This is a genomic window from Paenarthrobacter sp. YIM B13468 (assembly GCF_042788025.1).
Lineage (GTDB): Bacteria > Actinomycetota > Actinomycetes > Actinomycetales > Micrococcaceae > Arthrobacter > Arthrobacter aromaticivorans.
This window is the reverse complement of the sequence record NZ_JBHZPI010000006.1, coordinates 71,739-92,290: the sequence shown is the minus strand read 5'-3', so window position 1 is coordinate 92,290 and position 20,552 is coordinate 71,739. Positions and strand designations below refer to the sequence as shown.

Below are 20,552 nucleotides of genomic sequence, written 5' to 3'. Positions count from 1 at the left end.
TGCGGCCAGGACACGGAATGATCAATGAATGGTCCCACCCGTCACAGCCCCGCAACTGCAGGAACCCGTCCTTCCCGAACTCTACGCACCCAGCCGGATCTTCACGTGGCCTGAATTGCAGGGTATGGCCCTGGATGGCATCCTGCTTCCCTTGTACGGAAAGAGCTATGCCTCGCCCGGGATTGCAGTCACGCCCCGCCTCCGCGCCCGTGCAGCTGCCCTGACTGTCCCGGACCGGATGCGGACCAAGGTGGTCGCGGGCAGGCTCACCGCGGCCTGGATCTACGGATGCGCGAGCCCTCCGGAGCGGTTGTCACTCCTGGTGGATGCCAAGCATCGTATCTCCAGCGTGCGCAGTGCCCGGGGGTGCAACCTCCATGAGGTCCGGCTTGGCCAACTGGACGTTCTGAGCCTTGGTGGCATGCTGGTCAGCAGTCCCTTGAGAACAGCAGCGGACATTGCGCTGCACGTTGAGTCAGATCAAGCCCTGCCAGCGTTGCGGCGGCTCCTGGACCACCCGGAGCTCGGCATCAGGCTCCGTTTGCTCACCCTTGCCGTGGAGGCAGCGCCGCGGGTTCCCCACAAGAAGCGTGCGCTCGCTACGCTCGCACGGCTCGTGCCCCCGAGCTAGCTCCTGCGCCTATTACCCGTGGTGCGGTATACGTCGAAGACTCCGTCAATACGCCGCACCGCGCTGAGAACATGGTGCAAATACTTTGGGTCACCCATTTCGAAGGCAAATTTAGAGATCGCCACCCTGTCGCTTGAGGTGTGCACCGAAGCCGCCAGGATGTTGACGTGGTTTTCCGACAGGACACGGGTGACATCGGACAAGAGTGACTTCCTATCCAAGGCTTCCACCTGAATCTCCACCAGGAAGACACTGGACTGCGTTGGTGCCCACTCGACCTCGACGATCCTGTCCGGCTGGTCGCGCAACCCGGAGACGTTGGTGCAATCAGTCCTATGGACCGACACCCCAGAACCGCGGGTGACAAATCCAAGGATGGGGTCAGGGGGCACAGGGGTACAGCACCGGGCAAGTTTGACCCACACGTCTCCCACGCCACGAACGATGACACCGGAATCGGAAAACTTGGACTTGGCAACCTGCGTAGGGATGCTGACCTCGTCAAGGTCCTCATCCGGGGTCTCGTGTCCACCCAGATGCTCTACGAGCTTCTCCATCACAGACTGGGCAGAAGTATGGCCGTCACCTACTCCTGCGTACAGACCAGAGATGTCAACGTAGTGGAAGTCCTCGGCGACGGCAGACAGCGCATCATGCGTCATGAGTCGCTGCAGTGGGAGGTTCTGCTTTCGCATTGCCCGCGTCAGCATGTCCTTGCCGCGGTCAATCGCTTCCTCACGGCGTTCCTTGGTGAACCACTGGCGGATCTTGTTCCGGGCCCTTGCCGACTTGACGAAGTGCTGCCAGTCCTGGCTTGGACCCGCGCCCTCCGCCTTTGAGGTGAAGATCTCCACCCAGTCGCCATGGTTCAGTTCGCTGTTGAGCGGCACAAGCTTGCCGTTAACGCGGGCTCCGATGGTCCGGTGCCCCACTTCCGTGTGAACCGCGTAGGCGAAGTCCACCGGAGTCGATCCAGCAGGCAAGGCCATGACTTCGCCCTTGGGCGTGAAGACGAAGACTTCCCGTGCGTTGATCTCGTACCTCAGCGAATCAAGAAATTCGCCCGGGTCCGATGTTTCCTGCTGCCAGTCCACCAAGGACCGCAGCCAGCCCATATCGCCGTCGCGTGGGCTGCCAGGGCCCACCGCAGTACGGTTGGGTTGGTCCTTGTACTTCCAGTGGGCTGCGACGCCATACTCAGCCCGGCGGTGCATCTCATGCGTGCGGATCTGGATTTCCACGGGCTTTCCGCCCGGGCCGATTACCGTGGTGTGAAGGGACTGGTACATGTTGAACTTCGGCATGGCGATGTAGTCCTTGAACCGACCTGGGAGAGGGTTCCATCGCGAGTGCAGGGTACCCAGTGCTGCGTAACAATCCCGCACCGAGTCAACCAGGACGCGAACGCCCATGAGGTCGTTGATGTCGTCAAAGTCCTTATCGCGGACGATCATCTTCTGGTAGATCGAGTAGTAGTGCTTGGGCCGGCCGGTAATGGTGGCCTTGATCCGGGCCGTGCGGAGATCATCGGCAATCTGGTTGCGGATGACACTGAGGCTCTTCTCGCGTTCAGGGGTACGGTCCCCCACCATGCGGACGATTTCCTCGTACACCTTGGGGTAGAGCGCTGCGAAGGACAGATCCTCCAACTCCCACTTAATGGTGTTCATACCCAGGCGGTGTGCAAGGGGAGCGAAGATCTCCAACGTTTCGCGGGCTTTACGGGACGACGATTCCGCCGAAACGAACCGCCATGTACGGGCGTTGTGGAGCCGATCAGCAAGTTTGATCATCAGGACCCGGATGTCCTTGGCCATAGCCACGACCATCTTGCGGACCGTCTCCGACTGCGCTGCTTCACCGAAGCTGACCTTGTCGAGCTTGGTGACCCCGTCCACAAGCATGGCAACTTCCGGGCCGAAGTCGCGGGTGAGGTCATTCAGTGTGTAGGGGGTGTCCTCCACAGTGTCGTGGAGCAAGGCGGCGGCGAGGGTGGTTCCTGTCATCCCAAGCTCAGCAAGGATGGTGGCTACCGCCACCGGGTGGGTGATGTACGGATCACCACTCTTGCGCTTCTGCCCTTGGTGGCTGCGCTCTGCTACCGCGAATGCGCGCTGAATGAGGTCGAAGTCTTCTTTGGGGTTGTTGGCCCGCACAGTTCGCAGGAGCGGTTCCAGAATCGGCGAGTACGGCGCCATCCCCCGACCGGTCAATCGCGCAAGCCTGGAACGCGTGCGCTCCCGCCGCCCCGGAAAGGTTGGACGCACGCCGGGAGTATCGACTGGAACCGTACCAGCAGTCCGTCCAGCCACGCTTGTTGCCGGAACCGTCACACCGTGGTGACTGTCCTCCCCGCCCGTCGGTGGTGCCGACGTCGCACGTTCTTCCACAGAAGTACCCCTCACGACCTATTTAATTCTTCCAGTCTATTCCCGCAGGCGAATGCTTCCGCAACCGGACAGCACATGACGCACGCCGCGGCAAGTCAAAGAGAAAGGACCCCGCTGTAAAAGCGGGGTCCTCCTCCAGGACGTAATGCCTAGTGGAAATAACCTAAACAGTGGCCTCGGCCCTGCGGTGGGCCACTTTCCCGGCCTGCTTCACGAGTTCCGGCTCGCCCTGGCGCAGCCAGGCGTAGAGCGGTGCCGCAATGAAGATGGTCGCCGCCGTACCGATGAGGATCCCGACGAAAAGCGCCAGGGAAAGGTCCCGCAACGTTCCTGCGCCCAACAGTCCTGCCCCGATGAAGAGGATGGCTGCAACCGGAAGGACGGCGACCATCATGGTGTTGATGGAGCGGACCAGGGTTTGGTTGACCGCAAGGTTGACCTCTTCACTGAAGGTCCGGCGCGTGGAGGTGGAAATGCCCGCTGTGTTCTCGCGGATCTTGTCGAAGACCACCACGGTGTCATACAGGGAATAGCTCAGGACAGTCAGGAATCCGATGATGGCCGACGGCGTCACCTCGAAATCACTCAGGGCGTAGACGCCCGCAGTGGTGAACATGGTGACGAGCATGCCCACCAAGGCAGAGAGTGACATCTTCCAGGTCCGGAAATACAGAGCCATGAGGACGGCAGCGAGGCCGACGAACACCACCAGCCCAATGAGCGCCTGGCGGGTGACATCCTGGCCCCACGTGGGGCCAACAAAGTTTGATGTCACCTCGTTGTCCGTCACACCGTAAGCGGTGGTCAGGCCCTCTTTGATGCGGTTGGTCTCGTCATCGGTCAGCTGGTCCGTCTGAATCCGCATGGTGTTGCCTGCCACATTCGCAACACGGGGAATGGCACCGGATACGACGTCATGGACAGCCTTTTCGCCCAGGCCGGCATCGGTGGTCTTCACGTTGGAAACCGTGAACTCCGAGCCGCCGCGGAACTCGATGCCGAGGTTGAAGCCGCCCTTCAAAACCGGGATCAGGATGGAGAGGGCCACAGCCACCGCAGCAATGATGAACCAGATTTTCTTGGAATCAACAAAGTTGTAGGAGCGCTTGCCCGTGTAAAGCTCGTTGCCGAAGGTTGCGAAGCTCGTGGTCATTACTTCTCCTCCTTGGTGCCGTTGGCAGGCCCGGTCAATTGGCCCTTCTCGGCGAGGCGCCGTTCGGCGATGGTCATGCGGCGTTCTGCTTCAGCCGCGGCACCTGTATTGCGTGCACGGACAACGGCAGGTTTCTCAGCAGGTGTGCGGAGACGTCCGGCTCCCCGGTACAGCGGGACAGCCCCCAGGCGGTCAGGTGACAGACCGGAGAACCTGTGGCCTTCGCCAAAGAACTTTGTGCGGGCAAGGACCTGCAGCATCGGATGCGTGAACATAAACACCACGATGAGGTCGGCGACAGCCGTGAGGCCAAGGGTGAACGCGAAGCCACGGACATTGCCTACGGCCACGAAATAGAGGACCAACGCAGCCAGCAAGTTCACTGCCTTGGAAGCCAGCACTGTGCGCTTGGCGCGCTTCCAACCATTCTCGACGGCGGACACCAGCCCGCGGCCTTCACGAAGTTCATCGCGGATTCGTTCGAAGTACACAATGAACGAGTCGGCCGTCTGTCCGATGGCCACGATCAGGCCAGCAACACCCGCGAGGGAGAGGCGGTAGTTTTCAGTCCAGCCCAGAATGGCGATGGCGAGGTAGGTCAAGCCACCGGCGACAACCAGGGAAGCAATGGTGACAAAGCCAAGGGCCCGGTACTGGAACAGCGAGTATACAACCACCAGCAACAGGCCGATGAGGCCGGCGAGCAGGCCGAGCCGGAGCTGATCGCCACCGAGCGTGGCAGAGATCTGTTCCTGGGACTGGATCTCGAAGGAGATCGGCAAAGCGCCGTAGCGGAGTTGGTCGGATAGCGCCTTTGCAGAGGCCTGGGTGAAGTTACCCGTGATCTGCGGTTTTCCGTCAGTAATGACAGCAAGGGACCTCGGTGCTGAGATGACCTTGTCATCCAGGACAATGGCGAATTGTGCCTTGGGGTCGTTGCCGCCCTGGGCAAGGGACGCGGTGTAGAACTGGTTCAGCCGCTCCGTAACTTCCTTGAACTTGGCAGTTGCCTCGGCGTTGAACGTAATGTTCACACCCCAGGAGTTCGTCACCGATCCCTGTGCGCCTTGTACCTGCGAGAAGGAGGAGGAGCTGATGTCCTGGCCTTTGACCTCGACCGGACCAAGGATGTACTTGATGGCGGGAGTCTTGTCCGTTGCCGGTTCACAGGTCACAAGCGGCTTCGCCGGATCAGAACGTTCCCGCTTCTCGGTGGAAGGGTTGACGCAGTCAAGCGCCTCGAATTCCTTGTAGATCTCGGGAGTCACCCAGTTGGTGTCGCTCGCGTTGGTGGGCTCCGCGGTGGGCTTGGGCAGCTTGTCATCCGGCGTACGTGATTCGACAGGGATGGCCGCAGGATCCGCCGCAGCGATCACCGGGCGGAAGTTCATGTCCGCCGACGCCTGGATAAGATCACGGGTTTCCTTGGACGGAGTTCCCGGGAGGCTTACCACCACGTTCCGCCCCGACTGGGTGCTGATCTCAGCTTCGGCAACGCCGGAGCCGTCCACACGCTGCCGGATGATCGCTACTGCCTGATTAAGTTGTTCCTCAGTGATGTCGCTGGAACCCTCTACCCGCGGTGCCAGGATCATCTGGGTGCCGCCCTCAAGGTCCAAGGCAAGTTTGGGAGCCCAGCTTGCATGGCCGGAAATGACTCCGCCACCCAGGACAGCGGTGAGTACAACGAATATTGCTCCAAGCCAAGTCAGCACCCTGCGGGCTGAGTTTTTGGGGCCGGTCCGTGCCATTATCGATCTTCCTTTTATCGCCGGACAGCCGCCGGCGGACGCTGGTAAGCGTCTGCCGGCGGCTTTCCGCTGCCGTAGAAGTGTCCTTGCGCGGTGTTGCCGCGACTGACGGTGCTAGTTGTCCTTCTTGTCCTCTTTGTTGAGGCGCGCGATGGTTTCGTCCGGCGTCTCAGTCGCAGCCGGGGTCTCATCGGCAACGGTGAGCGACGAAGCGTCGTCCGGAACAACGGGGGCTTCCTCTTCAGCCTTTTCGATCACCTTGGTGACGGCCTGGCGGTGAACCGTAGCTTCGTTTCCGGGAGACAGCTCGATAACAACCTTGTTCTCAGCTTCGTCGATGGACACGATGCGTCCGAAGAGACCGAAGCTGGTCATGACATCGACGCCCGGAGCGAACTTGGACTGCATCGCAGCCTGCTGCTGCTGGGTCTTCTTGTTGCGGCGGAACATCATGAAGACAAAGAGTCCAAGCATGACGAACAGCAATATGGTCATTGGATCCACAGGGAAGTTCCGTTCTTTACTTACGTTTTGGTTCACGGCAACGTCCCCGGCAGATCCAGCGGACACGGGAGTAAATCCCGCACAGCAACGCGCTTCACCGCGAAGCGGGCGCATGGATCAAGGACTCGAACGTGCCGAGCGTCATACCAGTCTAGTGGGAAAAGCTGAATACAGCGTGTTAACCGATGGTATCTACGCTTTCGGCGTGGTTTTCATCCTCGTCAAACAACGCAAGGGTCTCCTGGCCGAATACGCCCGCCGGTACGGCATAACCGAGGTGTGTCCACGCTGATGCCATGGCGATGCGGCCACGAGGTGTCCGCCCGAGCAGCCCTTCGCGCACCAAGTATGGCTCGGCAACAGTTTCGACAGTCTCCGGCTCCTCGCCAACGGCGATCGCCAGCGTTGAAAGACCCACCGGTCCACCGTTGAATTTGGTAATCAACGCTTCAAGGACGGCGCGGTCAAGGCGGTCCAATCCCCGTTCATCTACCTCGTACATGTCCAGGGCCGCCGACGCCGATCGCGCGTCGATCTGTTCGATTCCGTGGACAAGTGCCCAGTCGCGAACACGGCGAAGCAAGCGGTTTGCAATTCGTGGCGTGCCGCGGGATCGTCCGGCAATCTCTGTGAATCCGGCGGAGTTGACCTTCAGGTCAAGCAATCCGGCCGAGCGGCGCAGTACGAGTTCGAGTTCTGCTACAGAGTAGAACTCGAGGTGGCCCGTAAATCCGAAGCGGTCCCGCAAGGGGCCCGGCAGAAGCCCTGCGCGGGTGGTTGCACCAACGAGCGTGAAGGGTGGAAGTTCAAGGGGAATGGCGGTTGCGCCAGCGCCCTTGCCGACCACGATGTCCACACGGAAGTCTTCCATGGCCATGTAGAGCATCTCTTCAGCCGGGCGGGACATGCGGTGGATTTCGTCGAGGAACAACACCTCCCCCTCGGACAGCGAGGAAAGAATTGCTGCAAGATCTCCGGCATGCTGGATGGCTGGTCCGCTGCTGATACGCAGTGGGGCGTTCATCTCGGCGGCGATGATCATGGCCAGAGTGGTCTTGCCCAGGCCTGGAGGACCGGAAAGCAGTACGTGGTCAGCGCTCCGGCCGCGCATACGCGAAGCTTCAAGCACCAGCGAAAGCTGCTTCCGAACACGGTGCTGGCCAACAAAATCATGCAGGTTTTTGGGCCGGAGCGCGGCTTCGATAACGCGCTCCTCCGGCTCCTCTCCCCCGGCAACGAGCGATTGCTCAGCCACGGGTGCCTACGCGGTTTCCAGCGCGCGCGCCGTCCTGCCCCAACCAGCGCAAAGTGGCACGGAGGATTTGCGCCACGTTACCGTCATCAACAAGCTCGGGGGAATCGGCCATTGCTTTGTCGATGCTGCCCGCGGCGTCCTTCTCAGACCATCCCAGACTGGTCATGGCAGCCACTACCTGGGGCTTCCATTCCACGGTAGTGATCACTGGAGCTGCTGTTCCTGTGCCAGTGCCGTGCGGGACCAGCTTTCCGGCCAGTTCAAGGACAATCCGGCCCGCGACCTTCGGTCCGATGCCTGGCACTTTAGTGAACGCCTTGCCATCGCCGGTGTGCGCAGCTACACGGATCGCTTCGGGCTCATGCACCGCAAGTACGGCCAGAGCCAGCCGTGGACCGACGCCGCTCACGCTCAGCAGGACATCGAAAACCTCGCGTTCATCATCATCGGTGAAGCCGAACAACGTGAGGGAATCCTCACGGACGATCATGGAGGTGAAGAGCTTCGCTTCGGCGCCTACTTTTAGGTGGCTCAAGGTCTGGGGCGTAGCGAAAACGCTCATTCCCGCGCCGTTGAGGTCGATCACGGCGGTCGACAAGCCAACGTGGGCAACTGCTCCACGGAGAAAACTGATCAAGACCCGGCTCCTGAGGTACGGCCTGCAAAGCAGACTATCCGAACATATCTACGAATACCCTAGCAAGGGGTTCTCCGAATCACCGTGCGCGGCGCGCTTTCGCTTCCGCTTCCGCCCAGGCCCGCTGAGCCGGGGTGAGGGAGTCCGTGCCGGTGTTCCCACCGATTCCACCCATGCCGCTGCCTGCCCGCCAAGCGTGCGTCAGCGCCAGGGCAAGTGCGTCCGCGGCGTCGGCGGGTTTGGGCGGGGCGTCGAGCCGGAGGATTTTGGTGACCAATTTAGTGACCGCGTCCTTGTTCGCAGTGCCACTTCCGGTCACGGCCGCTTTGACTTCGGAGGGCGTGTGTAAAGCTACGGGAATGCCGCGACGCGCGGCAGCCGCGATGACAACGCCCGAGGCTTGGGCCACGCCCATCACCGTGCTGACGTTCATCTGCGAAAAAACGCGCTCGACGGCGACGACGTCCGGCTCGTGCAGGTCCAGCCACTCGTCGATGGCCGTGGCGATGACCAAAAGCCTCTTGTCCAGTGTCAACTCAGCCGAAGTCCCGACCACACCAACAGCCACCATGGTGGCCCGGCGGTTCCGCTCGATATCCACTACACCGATGCCGCAACGGGTAAGGCCCGGATCGACTCCCAATACGCGAAGAGTCAAGTCCGGGCCTTCCTGTTTGTTGTCAAAATAGAAGGGCTGCCCGCCTAGTCGGCGTCGAGGGCAGCCTGCACTTCCTCGCTGAAGTCTGCGTTGCTGTAGACGTTCTGGACGTCATCCAGGTCTTCGAGGGCATCCACGAGTTTCATGAATTTCCGGGCGCCATCAATATCGAGGTCCACCTGCATGGAGGGCACGAATTCAGCTTCATCGGATTCGTACTCGATGCCGGCATCCTTCAATGCGTCACGGATGGCCTGCAGGTCAGAGGGCTCGGAATGCACTTCCCAGTTCTCGCCGCTGTCCTTGACTTCCTCTGCGCCGGCGTCCAGGACGGCCATCAGGATGTCGTCCTCGCTCAGCCCATTCTTTGGCAGCACGACGACGCCCTTGCGGGTGAACAAGTAGCTGACCGAGCCGGGATCTGCAATGGTGCCGCCGTTGCGGGAAATCGCGAGTCGGACCTCGGAAGCCGCACGGTTCTTGTTGTCCGTAAGACACTCGATCAACAACGCCGAGCCCTGGGGGCCACGGGCTTCGTACATGATTTCCGTGTAATCGACCACTTCGCCCGTGAGGCCGGCACCGCGCTTGATGGCGCGGTCAATGTTGTCGTTGGGAACCGAGGTCTTCTTCGCCTTGGTAACCGCGAGTTCCAGGCCCGGGTTGCCGGCGAGGTCCGGGCCGCCCATGCGCGCAGCAACTTCGATGTTCTTGATCAGCTTTGCGAACGACTTTGCACGCCTGCTATCAATGATGGCTTTCTTGTGCTTGGTAGTCGCCCATTTGGAGTGGCCTGACATGCTTTTACGCTTCTCCTCTGATCATTCGAATAAAGAGTTCATGCACGCGCTTCTCACCTGTGACTTCCGGGTGGAAAGAGGTGGCCAACAGCTGGCCGGAGCGCACTGCAACAATTCTAGCCAATCCGTGCAAAGTGGCGGTGTGGCTGGCGTGCTCCGGGTCAACCTGTGCCAGGACTTCGACTCCCGGGCCAACCCGTTCCACCCAAGGTCCACGGATGAAGACCGCGTGCACCGGATCCACGCCGGACTCCCCTGCGCTGAACTCGAGTCCTTTGAAATCGAGGTCGGTTTCAAAGGACTCGCGCTGCCGCCCGAAGGCATTGCGGCGCACCGTGATGTCCAATCCGCCAAAGGTCTGCTGGGGGTTTCCGTCCAGATCAGTAGCGGGATCGGCAATCTCATCGGCAAGGAGAATCATGCCGGCACAAGAGCCGTAGACCGGAAGGCCTTCGGCGATGCGCTTCCGAAGCGGGTCCGCGAGTTCAAAGATTCTAGAGAGTTTGTCGATCGTGGTGGATTCCCCACCAGGGATGATCAGGCCGTCAACGTCATCCAGTTCTGCGGGCCGACGGATGCCCACACCCGTGGCGCCTGCGGCTTCCACTGCGTGGATGTGCTCACGGAAGTCGCCTTGGAGGGCCAGTACGCCGATCCGGAGTCCTGCACCCACGCGTGATGAAGCGTCGGAAAGGGGGTTGGTCATTAGACCATCATAGTGGTCCGGCCCGGCAATCTCCTCCCGGAGGACAAGCGGCAATGCCAGCAGGAGTCGCCTCCACGCCCAGTTCCATGCCTTAACTGGGATATATTACAGAGCATGTTTTCCTTCAGCGTTCCCCTCGGCAAGCTGGTCCGCACACTGTCCCGGCTCCGGGGTGGGGGCTCTGCTTTCCCCGGCCTGGTGGTCGAAAAAATCGATCCCGGTTTCATGCAGAGAACGCTGTCCAGCCTTCCCCATGGCGTGGCAGTTGTCAGCGGGACGAACGGAAAGACGACCACCACCAAAATGGTGGTCGAGCTGTTGGAAAGCCAGGGCTTGAAGGTCTTCACGAACCGCACGGGCAGCAACTTCACCCGGGGCGTGGCCGCTTCCCTCCTCGGCGATGTTGACTGGCGTGGTCGCCTCGACGCCGACGTCGCGATCCTTGAACTCGACGAAGCACATGCTGTGCACTTCGTGAACAAGGTGCCGCCGCGTTTTAGCCTCTTGCTGAACGTCCTACGAGACCAGCTTGACCGATTCGGCGAGATCGACAAGACCGCCCGCTTGCTCGAACACATCGCGCAGAAAACCACGGACACCGTGGTGCTGAACCGTGAAGACCCGCGGGTAGCGCGAATCGCCAACACCCTGAATGTTCCCGGGGCACTCCACAATCCCAGCGTCCGATACTTCGGCCTGGATGAATCGCTGCGCAGCACGTTCCCCAACGACGACGATATGCGGACGGCTACCACCGGACCCTCGTCCCCGAACACGCCGGCACCCGGCACCGCAGGTGATGTACCTGCCGCCCCCGCTGCCGACGTCGTACTCCGCCGCGTGGGTGCCCAGGACGCCGACTTTGAGTTCGACGGCGAAACGGTCACCACCAGCATGAAGCTGCGTGGTGTCTACAACATCTTCAACGCGGCGGCCGCACTTTCCCTGGCCAGGGCGATCCTGGGTACGGGAGCCGTCGACACTCCCAAACTGGTCAAGGCACTCGGTGATGTGGCTCCTGCTTTCGGACGCGGCGAAAGCCTCACTGTCGATGGCCAGCCGTTGGAACTCGTGCTTGTTAAGAATCCCAGCGGCTTCCGGCTCGGCCTGAAGTCCTTCCCGGCCGGCGGCTACGCCACCATGATCGCCATCAACGACAACTATGCAGATGGCAGGGACATGTCCTGGCTCTGGGACGTCGAATTCGAGTCGCTGCGGGAAGACGGAGTTGAGGTCCTCACCGGCGTTCGAGCGTACGACATGGCCCTGCGACTGCAGTACGACGAGGTCCGCTTCGGTACAGTCGAGACCGACATAACCTCGGCGCTCCATGCATTCATTGACGGCTCGCGCGGCAAGCCCAAGCGAATTTTCTGCACGTACACCGCCATGCTCGCGATCCGTCGCGAACTGGCCAAAATCACCATAGTTGAGGTGGTCTCATGACCCCGGAAGCACAGCCCACCAAGGGAACTATCCGCGTCCTCCAGCTCTACCCGCGGGACATGAACATTTACGGTGACTGGGGCAACGCCCTGGTTCTCCAGCAACGAATAAAGTGGCATGGGTACACGCCGGAGCTCCTTGAATACAACGTAGACGATGACTTTCCTGACGACATCGACATCATCGTGGGCGGGGGCGGGCAGGACAGCGGCCAGCTCGTCATTCAAGGAGATCTTCAGGCACGCGCCGATCAACTGCGGAAGCTCGCGGACGACGGCGCACCCATGCTCGTAATTTGCGGCCTCTACCAGCTTTTCGGAAAGTTCTTCAAGACCAGCGCGGGCCCTGTCATTCCCGGTATCGGTATCCTCGATGTCGAGACACACGGCACGGATGAACGCCTGATCGGCAATGTAACGCTCAAGTCCTCCGAATTCGGGGACGTCCTGGGCTACGAGAACCACAGTGGACAAACCACCCTGGGCCCCGGCGTCCAACCGTTGGGAACTGTCACCAAAGGTGCGGGAAACAACAGCAAGGACGGTCACGAGGGCGCCCGCTACCGCAACGTGGTGGCCAGCTACCTGCACGGTTCGCTGCTGCCCAAGAACCCGGCGATCGCCGACTTCCTGATACGGACGGCCGCGGAGCGGAAATATGGCACCTTCGTGCCGGGAACGCCCGACGACGACTACGCCCGCCTCGCGCGGGAGCACGCTGCCCGCCGGCCACGCTAGCTACTTGCCGCCTTACTTCTCCTTGGTAATCAGCAGCTCGTGGGCTCCTGCCGCCGCCGCGCCCATGGACTCGACCACGGCCTTGGTGCGTTCGTGCGTCTCTGCGTCGGCAGCCGGGGAAGCGCAGACTCCCTGGGGTGCGTCGCTGGCCACTGAGCACCAGCGGTAGGGATCCCGGACAATCACCGACGGCGCCCAGGCGAGATCCGAGGCAGTCCAAACACCAGCCGCGTTCTGGCTGAACTGCGCACGGACCAGCAGACCTTCGTTGTTGACCACATACCAGGGCGACAGTTCCGTCACGCCATTACCCAGTCCGTAGACAATCCACGTGCCCTTGTAGTTTTCAATCGGCAGCACCGAGTGCGTGTGGTGTCCATAAACCATGGTGAATTGGCCGCTGTCCACCAATGCGTGGGCGACCTCCTGTTGCTGGGCGTTGGCCTCGCTGGCGTACTCATCACCGGCGTGCATGACTCCGAGCACGATGTCGGCTCCGAGTGTACGGGCCTTGGTCGCCTTCGCAATCATGACCGTGGGATCAAGTTCGTCCACAAGCCACGGGTACTCCGGAATCTGACCGTTGTGTCCGTAGGTGCCGGCAATGACTGCAACGGTCGCTGCGTCCGTCTTAAGCATCAGGATTTCCTGTGATGCAGCTTCGGTCCGGTAGGAACCAGTGTGCTTGAGCCCGGCAGCATCCAGTGCGTCCAACGTTCGGAGCAACCCTTCAGTCCCCCGGTCTATGGTGTGGTTGCTGGCTGTAGTGCAGGCCTGGTACCCCACATCCTTGGATGCTGTAACGATCTGCGGCGGGACATTGAAGGATGGGTACGCGGAGAACGGACCATCCGGCGTGCCAACTGGGGTTTCCTGATGGCAAATTGCGAGATCGCTGTTCCGGATATAGCGCCGCTGGCCTTCAAGGAGCGGTATGAAGGTGTAACCGGGCTGCCCTGCGGCGACGGCGTCCGCCCGGGCCTGCTGCCACAGCTGTGTATGGATCAGCATGTCGCCGGTGACCGTAATCGAAGTACAACGCAGTTCGGGACAAGAAGGGCCCTTGCCCGGGGTCGGCGTAGGAGTCGGCGTTGGGGTGGACACAGGAGACGCGGGGGCAGTAGCGGCGCTGCTGTGCTCCCGGGAATCGTTCTCCGCAATTACGCCGCAGGCGCTCAAGCACAACGCAAGTACTGATGCTGCCAGCAAGGCGCCCGTTCGCCATGGCCTGTGACGTCGGCGATCCCCCCGACTCCCGCAAGATGTGATGTTCCCCATAACAGCAATCCTACGGCGCAAGACTCGCGGGATTCCGGCGAGCCGCCCTTGAGGACACGATTCTTAAGTGAAAGAGTCCCTTCATGACCAATCCGCTTTTGAGTCCCAGTCCCCTGCCGTTCGGCCTGCCACCTTTTGCAGCAATCACCACAGAGGACTATGCCGAAGCCGTGGACGCGGGACTGAAGGAACACCTCCACGAGATCCAGCAAATTGCGGCGAACCCACTACCGGCGACTTTTGAGAACACGGCTGTGGCCATGGAAAGGTCCGGGCGGTTGCTGGACCGGGCCGCGGCGGGGTTCTTTACGCTTGTATCGGCCGATGCCTCGGACGCGATCAGGGAGCTGGAGACGGCCTTCGCGCCCCGGTTTGCCGCGCATCAGGACGCCGTCTACATGAACCGGGGCTTGTATGAACGCTTCAACGCCATTGATACCGCGAGGCTTGATGATGAGTCTGCTCGATTGGTCCAGGAATACCTCAAGGAGTTTCGGCAGTCCGGCATTCAACTTGACGACGACGGCCAGGCGCGCCTTCGGGAAATCAACGCCGAACTCTCACGTATAGGCACCGAATTCGGCCAGCGGGTCAAGGAGGCGATGAAGTCTGCCGCTATTCTCCTCGACGACGAAGCGGACCTGGCCGGCATGTCCACCGAAGATGTCGCGGGCGCTGCCGAGGCCGCCAAGGCGGCCGGGCACCATGGCCGGTTCCTCCTGACGCTCATCCAGCCAAGCAACCAACCCGCCCTCGCCTCGCTCGAAAACCGGACCGTTCGGCGGCGCCTGTTTGAAGCGTCCCTGGCTCGGGGCACTGACGGCGGAAGCCTGGATGTCCGTGATCTGGTGAGGGCAACCGTTCGCTTCCGTGCGGAAAAGGCGAGCCTGCTGGGCTTTCAAAACTTCGCGGAACTCATGGTGGACCAGCAAACGGCACCCGACTTCAAAGCCGTGCAGGCAATGTTGGGCCGGTTGGCACCTCCAGCGATCCGAAACGCCCAAGCCGAAGCCCTAGCATTGGCGGAGTCCGCCGGCCACCCACTGGAGCCTTGGGACTGGGCATACTATTCGGCGCAGGTCCGGCGGGAAAAGTACCAAGTGGATGAACAGGCCATCAGGCCTTACTTCAGCCTCGAAATGGTCTTGGCTGACGGCGTCTTCTTCGCAGCGACCCAACTCTATGGCATCACGTTCCATGAGAGGCCGGATCTCGCCGGGTACCACGGGGACGTCCGGGTATGGGAGGTGAAAAACGAGGACGGCAGCAGTCTGGGTCTTTTTCTTGGCGACTACTACACCCGGGAATCCAAGCGCGGAGGAGCCTGGATGAACTCACTTGTGGAACAGTCCCGTCTCCTTGGCACGCAAGCCGTAGTGATCAACAACCTGAACATCACCAAGCCGGCGCCAGGCGAACCTGCTCTCCTGTCCCTGGACGAGGTCCGGACCGTCTTCCACGAATTCGGGCACGCGCTCCACGGACTGTTCTCCGATGTGGACTATCCCCGGTTCTCCGGAACGTCCGTGCCCCGGGACTTCGTGGAGTACCCGTCCCAGGTCAACGAAATGTGGATCATGTGGCCGGAGGTGTTGACTAATTACGCGCGCCACCATGCCACGGGAGAAGTGCTCCCGCAGGACATCGTGGAGAGAATCAATGAATCCCTGCTGTGGGGTGAAGGATTCGCCACCACCGAATACCTGGGAGCAGCGTTGTTGGACGTGGCGTGGCACGTGCTGTCCACGGATGACGTTCCGGCTGACGTCCTTGCGTTTGAGGCCAAGGCCCTCGCCGACGCCGGCATCGCCCACCCGCTGATTCCGCCGCGCTACCGTACCGGCTACTTCCAGCACATCTTTGCTGGCGCCGGGTACGCTGCCGGCTATTACTCCTACATTTGGAGCGAAGTCCTGGACGCGGACACCGTTGAGTGGTTCAAGGAAAACGGAGGCCTTACGCGGTCAAACGGGGACCGATTCCGATCCGAGCTGCTATCGAGGGGTAACAGCCGCGATCCGTTGGAATCGTTCCGTACGTTCCGTGGGCGTGATGCCGAGCTGGAACCCCTCCTGAAGCGCCGGGGACTGAACCAACCCACCCAGCCTTAAAAACGGAACGACGGGCGCCGATCCGGAAGTGGATCAGCGCCCGCCGTCGTATGTTTGGTAACGCTTACCAGCCGCGCTCTGCGAGGCGGTGGGGCTGCGGGATTTCGTCGACGTTGATGCCGACCATGGCTTCGCCCAGGCCGCGGGAGACCTTGGCGATCACATCGGGGTCGTCATAGAACGTGGTTGCCTTCACGACGGCGGCAGCGCGCTCTGCAGGGTTGCCGGACTTGAAGATACCCGAACCAACGAACACGCCATCAGCGCCGAGCTGCATCATCATCGCAGCGTCAGCGGGTGTCGCGATGCCACCAGCGGTGAACAAGACGACGGGGAGCTTGCCCGTGGCGGCAATTTCCTTGACGAGCTCGTACGGGGCCTGCAGTTCCTTGGCCGCAACATACAGCTCGTCCTCGGGAAGGGCTGCGAGCTTGGCGATCTCCGCGCGGATCTTGCGCATATGCCCGGTGGCGTTGGAAACATCACCGGTGCCGGCCTCGCCCTTGGAACGGATCATCGCCGCGCCTTCGTTGATGCGGCGCAGCGCCTCACCAAGGTTCGTGGCGCCGCAGACGAACGGGACGGTGAAGTTCCACTTGTCGATGTGGTTCACGTAGTCGGCGGGGGTCAGGACCTCGGACTCGTCGATGTAGTCCACACCCAAGGACTGCAGGACCTGCGCTTCGACGAAGTGGCCGATGCGGGCCTTTGCCATCACCGGGATGGACACGGCGGCAATGATCTGATCGATCATGTCCGGATCGGACATGCGGGACACGCCGCCCTGGGCGCGGATATCGGCGGGTACGCGCTCGAGCGCCATGACGGCTACGGCACCGGCGTCCTCGGCGATGCGGGCCTGCTCGACGTTGACGACGTCCATGATGACGCCGCCCTTGAGCATCTCCGCCATGCCCCGCTTAACGCGGCTGCTGCCCGTGACGCTGTTCGCGGACGAACCGGCTTCGTTGCTTACATCTGGTGTAGACACAAAAACCCCTATGGGTAGATAAACGACCTTTTCGCCGGTGGCTCGCGCAGCCACACGACCGCAATCAGCGCACACCGGATATTCAGGTCAAGGTGACCAAGTACTAGTAATACTAGTCGCACGTTGCCGGGTGGCTGTACATTCATTACCGCATAAGGGGGCCAAGAAGAGGGCAACTATAGGACACCTGCACAACTGCCCCAGACGGACTCTGGTCAGATGCCAGTTTCCTAGGCTTCCGCCATCGCTTGCTTGCGGACAGTCGCCATTCTTTGCACGATAGTGACCACACTGGCAAGGGCAAGAAGGATCAGGGTCGCGAAGAGCACCACTGCTGGAAGCCCCAGCCCAGTGAGCCCGGTGATGAGAAGCACCGAAGCTAAACGCTCGGCACGCTCGGCTATGCCAACGCTGGCTTGATAGCCCAGTGATTCGGCCTTTGCCCGTGCATAGGAAACCACCATGCCCAGTACCAGGCAAACGACGGCGGCAGTACCAATAGCTGGGTCCCCACCTTTGGTGAAGAACCAGATGGTCAGCCCTGCAAAGATGGCACCGTCCGCCAACCGGTCCAAGGTGGAATCCAGAAAGTTTCCCCAGCCGCCGCTCCGGCCTTGCAAACGGGCCATTATGCCATCCACGACGTCCGAGAACGCGAAGAATGCCACCACAACAGAGCCCCACCAGAGGTATCCCAGCGGATAGAGGACCAATCCGCCCAGTATGACCCCGGCCGTACCGGCCACGGTCACTGCGTCTGGAGACACGCCAATCTTGAGGAGCCAACGCGCCAAGGGTGTGAAAATTGAAGTGAAGAAACCACGCGCATGCCTATTGAGCATTCGACTCCCCCGGCCAGGCTTCAGCCACCAGTTTGCGGACCTCGTCGAGAGTCTGCGTGATGGCCTTGGTCTGGGCGATGATGGGGAAGAAGTTTCCGTCCCCACCCCAGCGCGGTACGACGTGTTGGTGGAGGTGCGCCGCAATTCCTGCTCCACCGGTGACACCCTGGTTCATGCCCAGGTTGAAGCCGCTCGGATTGGAAACCTTCCGCAGTACGCGCATGGCCGTCTGCGTTAGCTCGGAGAATTCCGCCGTTTCCTCCACTGTGATGTCCGTGTAGTCCGGAACGTGGCGGTAGGGGCAAATCAGCAAGTGGCCCGGGTTGTAAGGGAAAAGGTTGAGTACGACGTAGCAGGTCCTGCCACGATAGACGATGAGGGACTCTTCGTCGCTACGGGTGGGTCCCACACAGAACGGGCAGTCGTCCTTGTCCTTGAATTGGTCCTGTCCGCCTTTGATATAAGCCATGCGGTGGGGAGTCCACAGGCGCTGAAAAGCGTCCGGTACGCCTGCAAGGCCGAAGTCATCGGTTACTTCGGCGTCGCCCGGAAGGTCAGCTGCCGCGCCTGTGTTCTCCTGCACCGTCTATTGTCCGTTCCCTCAGCTGTCGCGGTTCTTGACGGCATCCACGATTCTGCGGACAGCCTCTGCCACGGGCACGCCGTTGTCCTGGCTGCCATCACGGAAGCGGAACGAGACAGCACCTGCCTCGGCGTCCTCCCCGCCCGCGATGAGGACGAACGGGACCTTGTCCTTGCTGGCCGTACGGATCTTCTTCGGGAAGCGGTCCGAGGAGATGTCCACCTCCGCCCGGATTCCCACTGCCTTCAACTGGTCCACGACGTCGAACATGTAGTCGTTGAACGCCTCGGCAACAGGGATGCCCACCACCTGGACGGGAGAAAGCCAGGCCGGGAAGGCGCCTGCGTAGTGCTCCGTGAGAACACCCATGAAGCGCTCCACCGAACCGAAGAGGGCACGGTGAATCATGACGGGACGCTGACGCGTTCCATCTGCTGCCTGGTACTCCAATTCGAAGCGTTCAGGCAGGTTGAAGTCCAACTGGATTGTGGACATCTGCCAGGTCCTGCCGAGGGCGTCCTTTGCCTGGACGGAAATCTTCGGCCCATAGAATGCTGCTCCACCCGGGTCCGGTACCAGGTCCAGCCCTGACGCCTCCGCAACCTCGGCGAGTGTGCGGGTTGCTTCCTCCCAGGCGGAGTCGTCACCCACGAACTTTTCCTCGTTCTTGGTGGAGAGCTCAAGGTAGAAATCGTCCAGGCCGTAGTCCTTGAGCAGGCCAAGAACGAAGTTAAGCGTGGTGGTGAGTTCGTCCTTCATCTGCTCGCGGGTGCAGTAGATGTGGGCATCGTCCTGTGTCATGCCGCGGACGCGGGTCAGGCCGTGCACAACACCGGATTTCTCGTACCGGTACACCGAGCCGAATTCGAACAGGCGCAACGGCAGTTCGCGGTAGGACCTGCCGCGTGAACGGAAGATCAGGTTGTGCATGGGGCAGTTCATCGGCTTCAGGTAGTAATCCTGGGCGGGCTTGCGCACGGTGCCGTCTTCGTTGAGTTCGGCATCCACCTGCATCGGGGGGAACATGCCGTCCTTGTACCAGTCAAGGTGCCCGGAGACTTCGTAAAGGTGTCCCTTGGTGATGTGCGGGGTGTAGACGAATTCGTAGCCGGCATCCACGTGGCGCTGGCGGGAGTAGTCCTCCATTTCCTTGCGGATGATGCCACCTTTGGGGTGGAACACAGGGAGGCCCGAGCCGAGTTCGTCGGGGAACGAGAACAGGTCCAACTCCACACCCAGCTTGCGGTGGTCGCGGCGCTCTGCCTCGGCAAGGCGTTCCTGGTAGGCCTTGAGTGCTTCCTTGGTGGGCCAGGCGGTGCCGTAGATTCGCTGCAGTTGCTGGTTGTTCTGGTTTCCCAGCCAGTATGCGGAGGACGAACGTGTCAGCGCGAAGGCATTGGAGATGATCTTGGTGTTGGGCAGGTGCGGTCCGCGGCAGAGATCGCACCAGACGCTGTCGCCACTCTTGCGGTCCACATTGTCGTAAATAGTGATGTCGCCAGCGCCGACTTCAACGTTGACGCCTTCTCCGGCGTCGGCGGCGTCGTTCTTCTTGCCCAACAGCTCCAGCTTGTAAGGCTCGCCGGCCATGGCTTCGCGGGCTTCTTCTTCGGTGACCACGCGGCGAACGAACTTCTGGTTCTGGTTGATGATCTTCTGCATCATCTTTTCCAGCTGGCGCAGGTCTTCAGGGGTGAACGGCTCGGCGACGTCGAAGTCGAAGTAGAAGCCGTCCGTAATGTAAGGGCCGATGCCAAGCTTGGCGTCGGGCCGCAGCTGCTGGACGGCCTGGGCCATGACGTGCGCGGTGGAGTGACGGAGAACGTTGAGTCCGTCAGGAGATTCGATGGTGACACCTTCGACGTCGGCACCCTCAGTGAGGACCTGGTCAAGGTCCTTGAGCACTCCATTGACACGGGCAACAACGACGTCGCGGCGCTCGAAGAAGAGTTCCGCGCCGGTAGTCCCTTCCGTCACCTTGGTCTCTTCGCCATCGACGATGAGGGTGATCTGTTGGGCATCTGACACGGGTGTCTCCTATTCATAGTGAAGGCTTCATAGCTTGTGGCGTACGGGGAC

19 protein-coding genes are annotated in these 20,552 nt (G+C 61.1%); 5 read left to right on the top strand and 14 right to left on the bottom strand.

Translation table 11 applies throughout. The features are described 5' to 3' along the window. Nucleotides 1-28 precede the first annotated feature (28 nt). Nucleotides 29-631, top strand: coding sequence for a hypothetical protein (locus ACFX4T_RS07935; RefSeq protein WP_216925545.1), 603 nt, complete (start codon nucleotides 29-31; stop codon nucleotides 629-631). On the opposite strand, the gene ACFX4T_RS07930 is transcribed toward ACFX4T_RS07935, so the two are convergent. The 9 genes from ACFX4T_RS07930 to pdxT form a co-directional block, all read right to left on the bottom strand. Beyond that, nucleotides 628-3,021: a bifunctional (p)ppGpp synthetase/guanosine-3',5'-bis(diphosphate) 3'-pyrophosphohydrolase gene (locus ACFX4T_RS07930; RefSeq protein ID WP_216925652.1), complete on the bottom strand. Its 2,394-nt coding sequence runs from the start codon at nucleotides 3,019-3,021 to the stop codon at nucleotides 628-630. The two genes, ACFX4T_RS07935 and ACFX4T_RS07930, sit on opposite strands and share 4 nt — an antisense overlap. Nucleotides 3,022-3,184: 163 nt before the next feature. Next, nucleotides 3,185-4,174: a protein translocase subunit SecF gene (gene secF / locus ACFX4T_RS07925; protein ID WP_377651398.1), complete on the bottom strand. Its 990-nt coding sequence runs from the start codon at nucleotides 4,172-4,174 to the stop codon at nucleotides 3,185-3,187. Continuing rightward, nucleotides 4,174-5,925, bottom strand: a complete 1,752-nt coding sequence (secD, locus tag ACFX4T_RS07920; RefSeq protein WP_223946209.1) for a protein translocase subunit SecD — start codon at nucleotides 5,923-5,925, stop codon at nucleotides 4,174-4,176. The genes secF and secD overlap by 1 nt, the downstream gene beginning before the upstream one ends. Nucleotides 5,926-6,039: 114 nt before the next feature. Beyond that, nucleotides 6,040-6,420: a preprotein translocase subunit YajC gene (yajC, locus tag ACFX4T_RS07915; protein ID WP_216925542.1), complete on the bottom strand. Its 381-nt coding sequence runs from the start codon at nucleotides 6,418-6,420 to the stop codon at nucleotides 6,040-6,042. A 187-nt stretch (nucleotides 6,421-6,607) separates the two neighbouring features. Beyond that, complete coding sequence (gene ruvB / locus ACFX4T_RS07910; protein ID WP_223946210.1) at nucleotides 6,608-7,684, bottom strand: Holliday junction branch migration DNA helicase RuvB; 1,077 nt, start codon at nucleotides 7,682-7,684, stop codon at nucleotides 6,608-6,610. After that, nucleotides 7,677-8,321, bottom strand: a complete 645-nt coding sequence (gene ruvA / locus ACFX4T_RS07905; protein WP_377651397.1) for a Holliday junction branch migration protein RuvA — start codon at nucleotides 8,319-8,321, stop codon at nucleotides 7,677-7,679. The genes ruvB and ruvA overlap by 8 nt, the downstream gene beginning before the upstream one ends. Before the next feature lie 79 nt (nucleotides 8,322-8,400). Further along, entirely contained in the window at nucleotides 8,401-8,979 is a 579-nt protein-coding gene (ruvC, locus tag ACFX4T_RS07900) for a crossover junction endodeoxyribonuclease RuvC (RefSeq protein WP_216925539.1), read from the bottom strand. A gap of 44 nt (nucleotides 8,980-9,023) precedes the next feature. Beyond that, entirely contained in the window at nucleotides 9,024-9,779 is a 756-nt protein-coding gene (locus tag ACFX4T_RS07895; RefSeq protein WP_216925538.1) for a YebC/PmpR family DNA-binding transcriptional regulator, read from the bottom strand. Nucleotides 9,780-9,783: 4 nt separating this feature from the next. Further along, nucleotides 9,784-10,485, bottom strand: coding sequence for a pyridoxal 5'-phosphate synthase glutaminase subunit PdxT (pdxT, locus tag ACFX4T_RS07890; protein ID WP_216925537.1), 702 nt, complete (start codon nucleotides 10,483-10,485; stop codon nucleotides 9,784-9,786). Nucleotides 10,486-10,599: 114 nt separating this feature from the next. Here pdxT and ACFX4T_RS07885 point away from each other — a divergent pair, with 114 nt between their 5' ends. Beyond that, nucleotides 10,600-11,931 carry a Mur ligase family protein gene (locus ACFX4T_RS07885; protein ID WP_216925536.1) on the top strand — a complete coding sequence of 444 codons (1,332 nt, stop codon included), beginning with the start codon at nucleotides 10,600-10,602 and terminating at the stop codon, nucleotides 11,929-11,931. After that, nucleotides 11,928-12,668, top strand: coding sequence for a type 1 glutamine amidotransferase (locus ACFX4T_RS07880; RefSeq protein ID WP_377651396.1), 741 nt, complete (start codon nucleotides 11,928-11,930; stop codon nucleotides 12,666-12,668). Before ACFX4T_RS07885 ends, ACFX4T_RS07880 begins: the two co-directional genes overlap by 4 nt. Before the next feature lie 12 nt (nucleotides 12,669-12,680). Here the strand turns inward: ACFX4T_RS07880 and ACFX4T_RS07875 are convergent, their stop codons facing one another. Beyond that, the gene (locus tag ACFX4T_RS07875) at nucleotides 12,681-13,679 is read right to left on the bottom strand and encodes a CapA family protein (protein ID WP_377651395.1); all 999 of its coding nucleotides are present in this window, start codon (nucleotides 13,677-13,679) and stop codon (nucleotides 12,681-12,683) included. A gap of 7 nt (nucleotides 13,680-13,686) precedes the next feature. Between ACFX4T_RS07875 and ACFX4T_RS07870 the strand changes: the two genes are divergently transcribed. After that, nucleotides 13,687-13,902, top strand: a complete 216-nt coding sequence (locus ACFX4T_RS07870) for a hypothetical protein (protein ID WP_377651394.1) — start codon at nucleotides 13,687-13,689, stop codon at nucleotides 13,900-13,902. 127 nt (nucleotides 13,903-14,029) lie between these two features. Further along, the gene (locus tag ACFX4T_RS07865; protein WP_377651393.1) at nucleotides 14,030-16,057 is read left to right on the top strand and encodes a M3 family metallopeptidase; all 2,028 of its coding nucleotides are present in this window, start codon (nucleotides 14,030-14,032) and stop codon (nucleotides 16,055-16,057) included. A 64-nt stretch (nucleotides 16,058-16,121) separates the two neighbouring features. Here the strand turns inward: ACFX4T_RS07865 and pdxS are convergent, their stop codons facing one another. The 4 genes from pdxS to thrS form a co-directional block, all read right to left on the bottom strand. Then, nucleotides 16,122-17,048, bottom strand: a complete 927-nt coding sequence (gene pdxS, locus ACFX4T_RS07860) for a pyridoxal 5'-phosphate synthase lyase subunit PdxS (RefSeq protein WP_211712266.1) — start codon at nucleotides 17,046-17,048, stop codon at nucleotides 16,122-16,124. Nucleotides 17,049-17,278: 230 nt separating this feature from the next. Further along, nucleotides 17,279-17,890: a phosphatidylinositol phosphate synthase gene (gene pgsA, locus ACFX4T_RS07855; RefSeq protein WP_216925532.1), complete on the bottom strand. Its 612-nt coding sequence runs from the start codon at nucleotides 17,888-17,890 to the stop codon at nucleotides 17,279-17,281. Continuing rightward, the gene (locus ACFX4T_RS07850; RefSeq protein ID WP_216925531.1) at nucleotides 17,880-18,473 is read right to left on the bottom strand and encodes an HIT domain-containing protein; all 594 of its coding nucleotides are present in this window, start codon (nucleotides 18,471-18,473) and stop codon (nucleotides 17,880-17,882) included. Before ACFX4T_RS07850 ends, pgsA begins: the two co-directional genes overlap by 11 nt. A gap of 18 nt (nucleotides 18,474-18,491) precedes the next feature. Beyond that, on the bottom strand, nucleotides 18,492-20,501 hold the full coding sequence (thrS, locus tag ACFX4T_RS07845) for a threonine--tRNA ligase (protein ID WP_216925530.1): 2,010 nt from the start codon (nucleotides 20,499-20,501) through the stop codon (nucleotides 18,492-18,494). Nucleotides 20,502-20,552 lie beyond the last annotated feature (51 nt).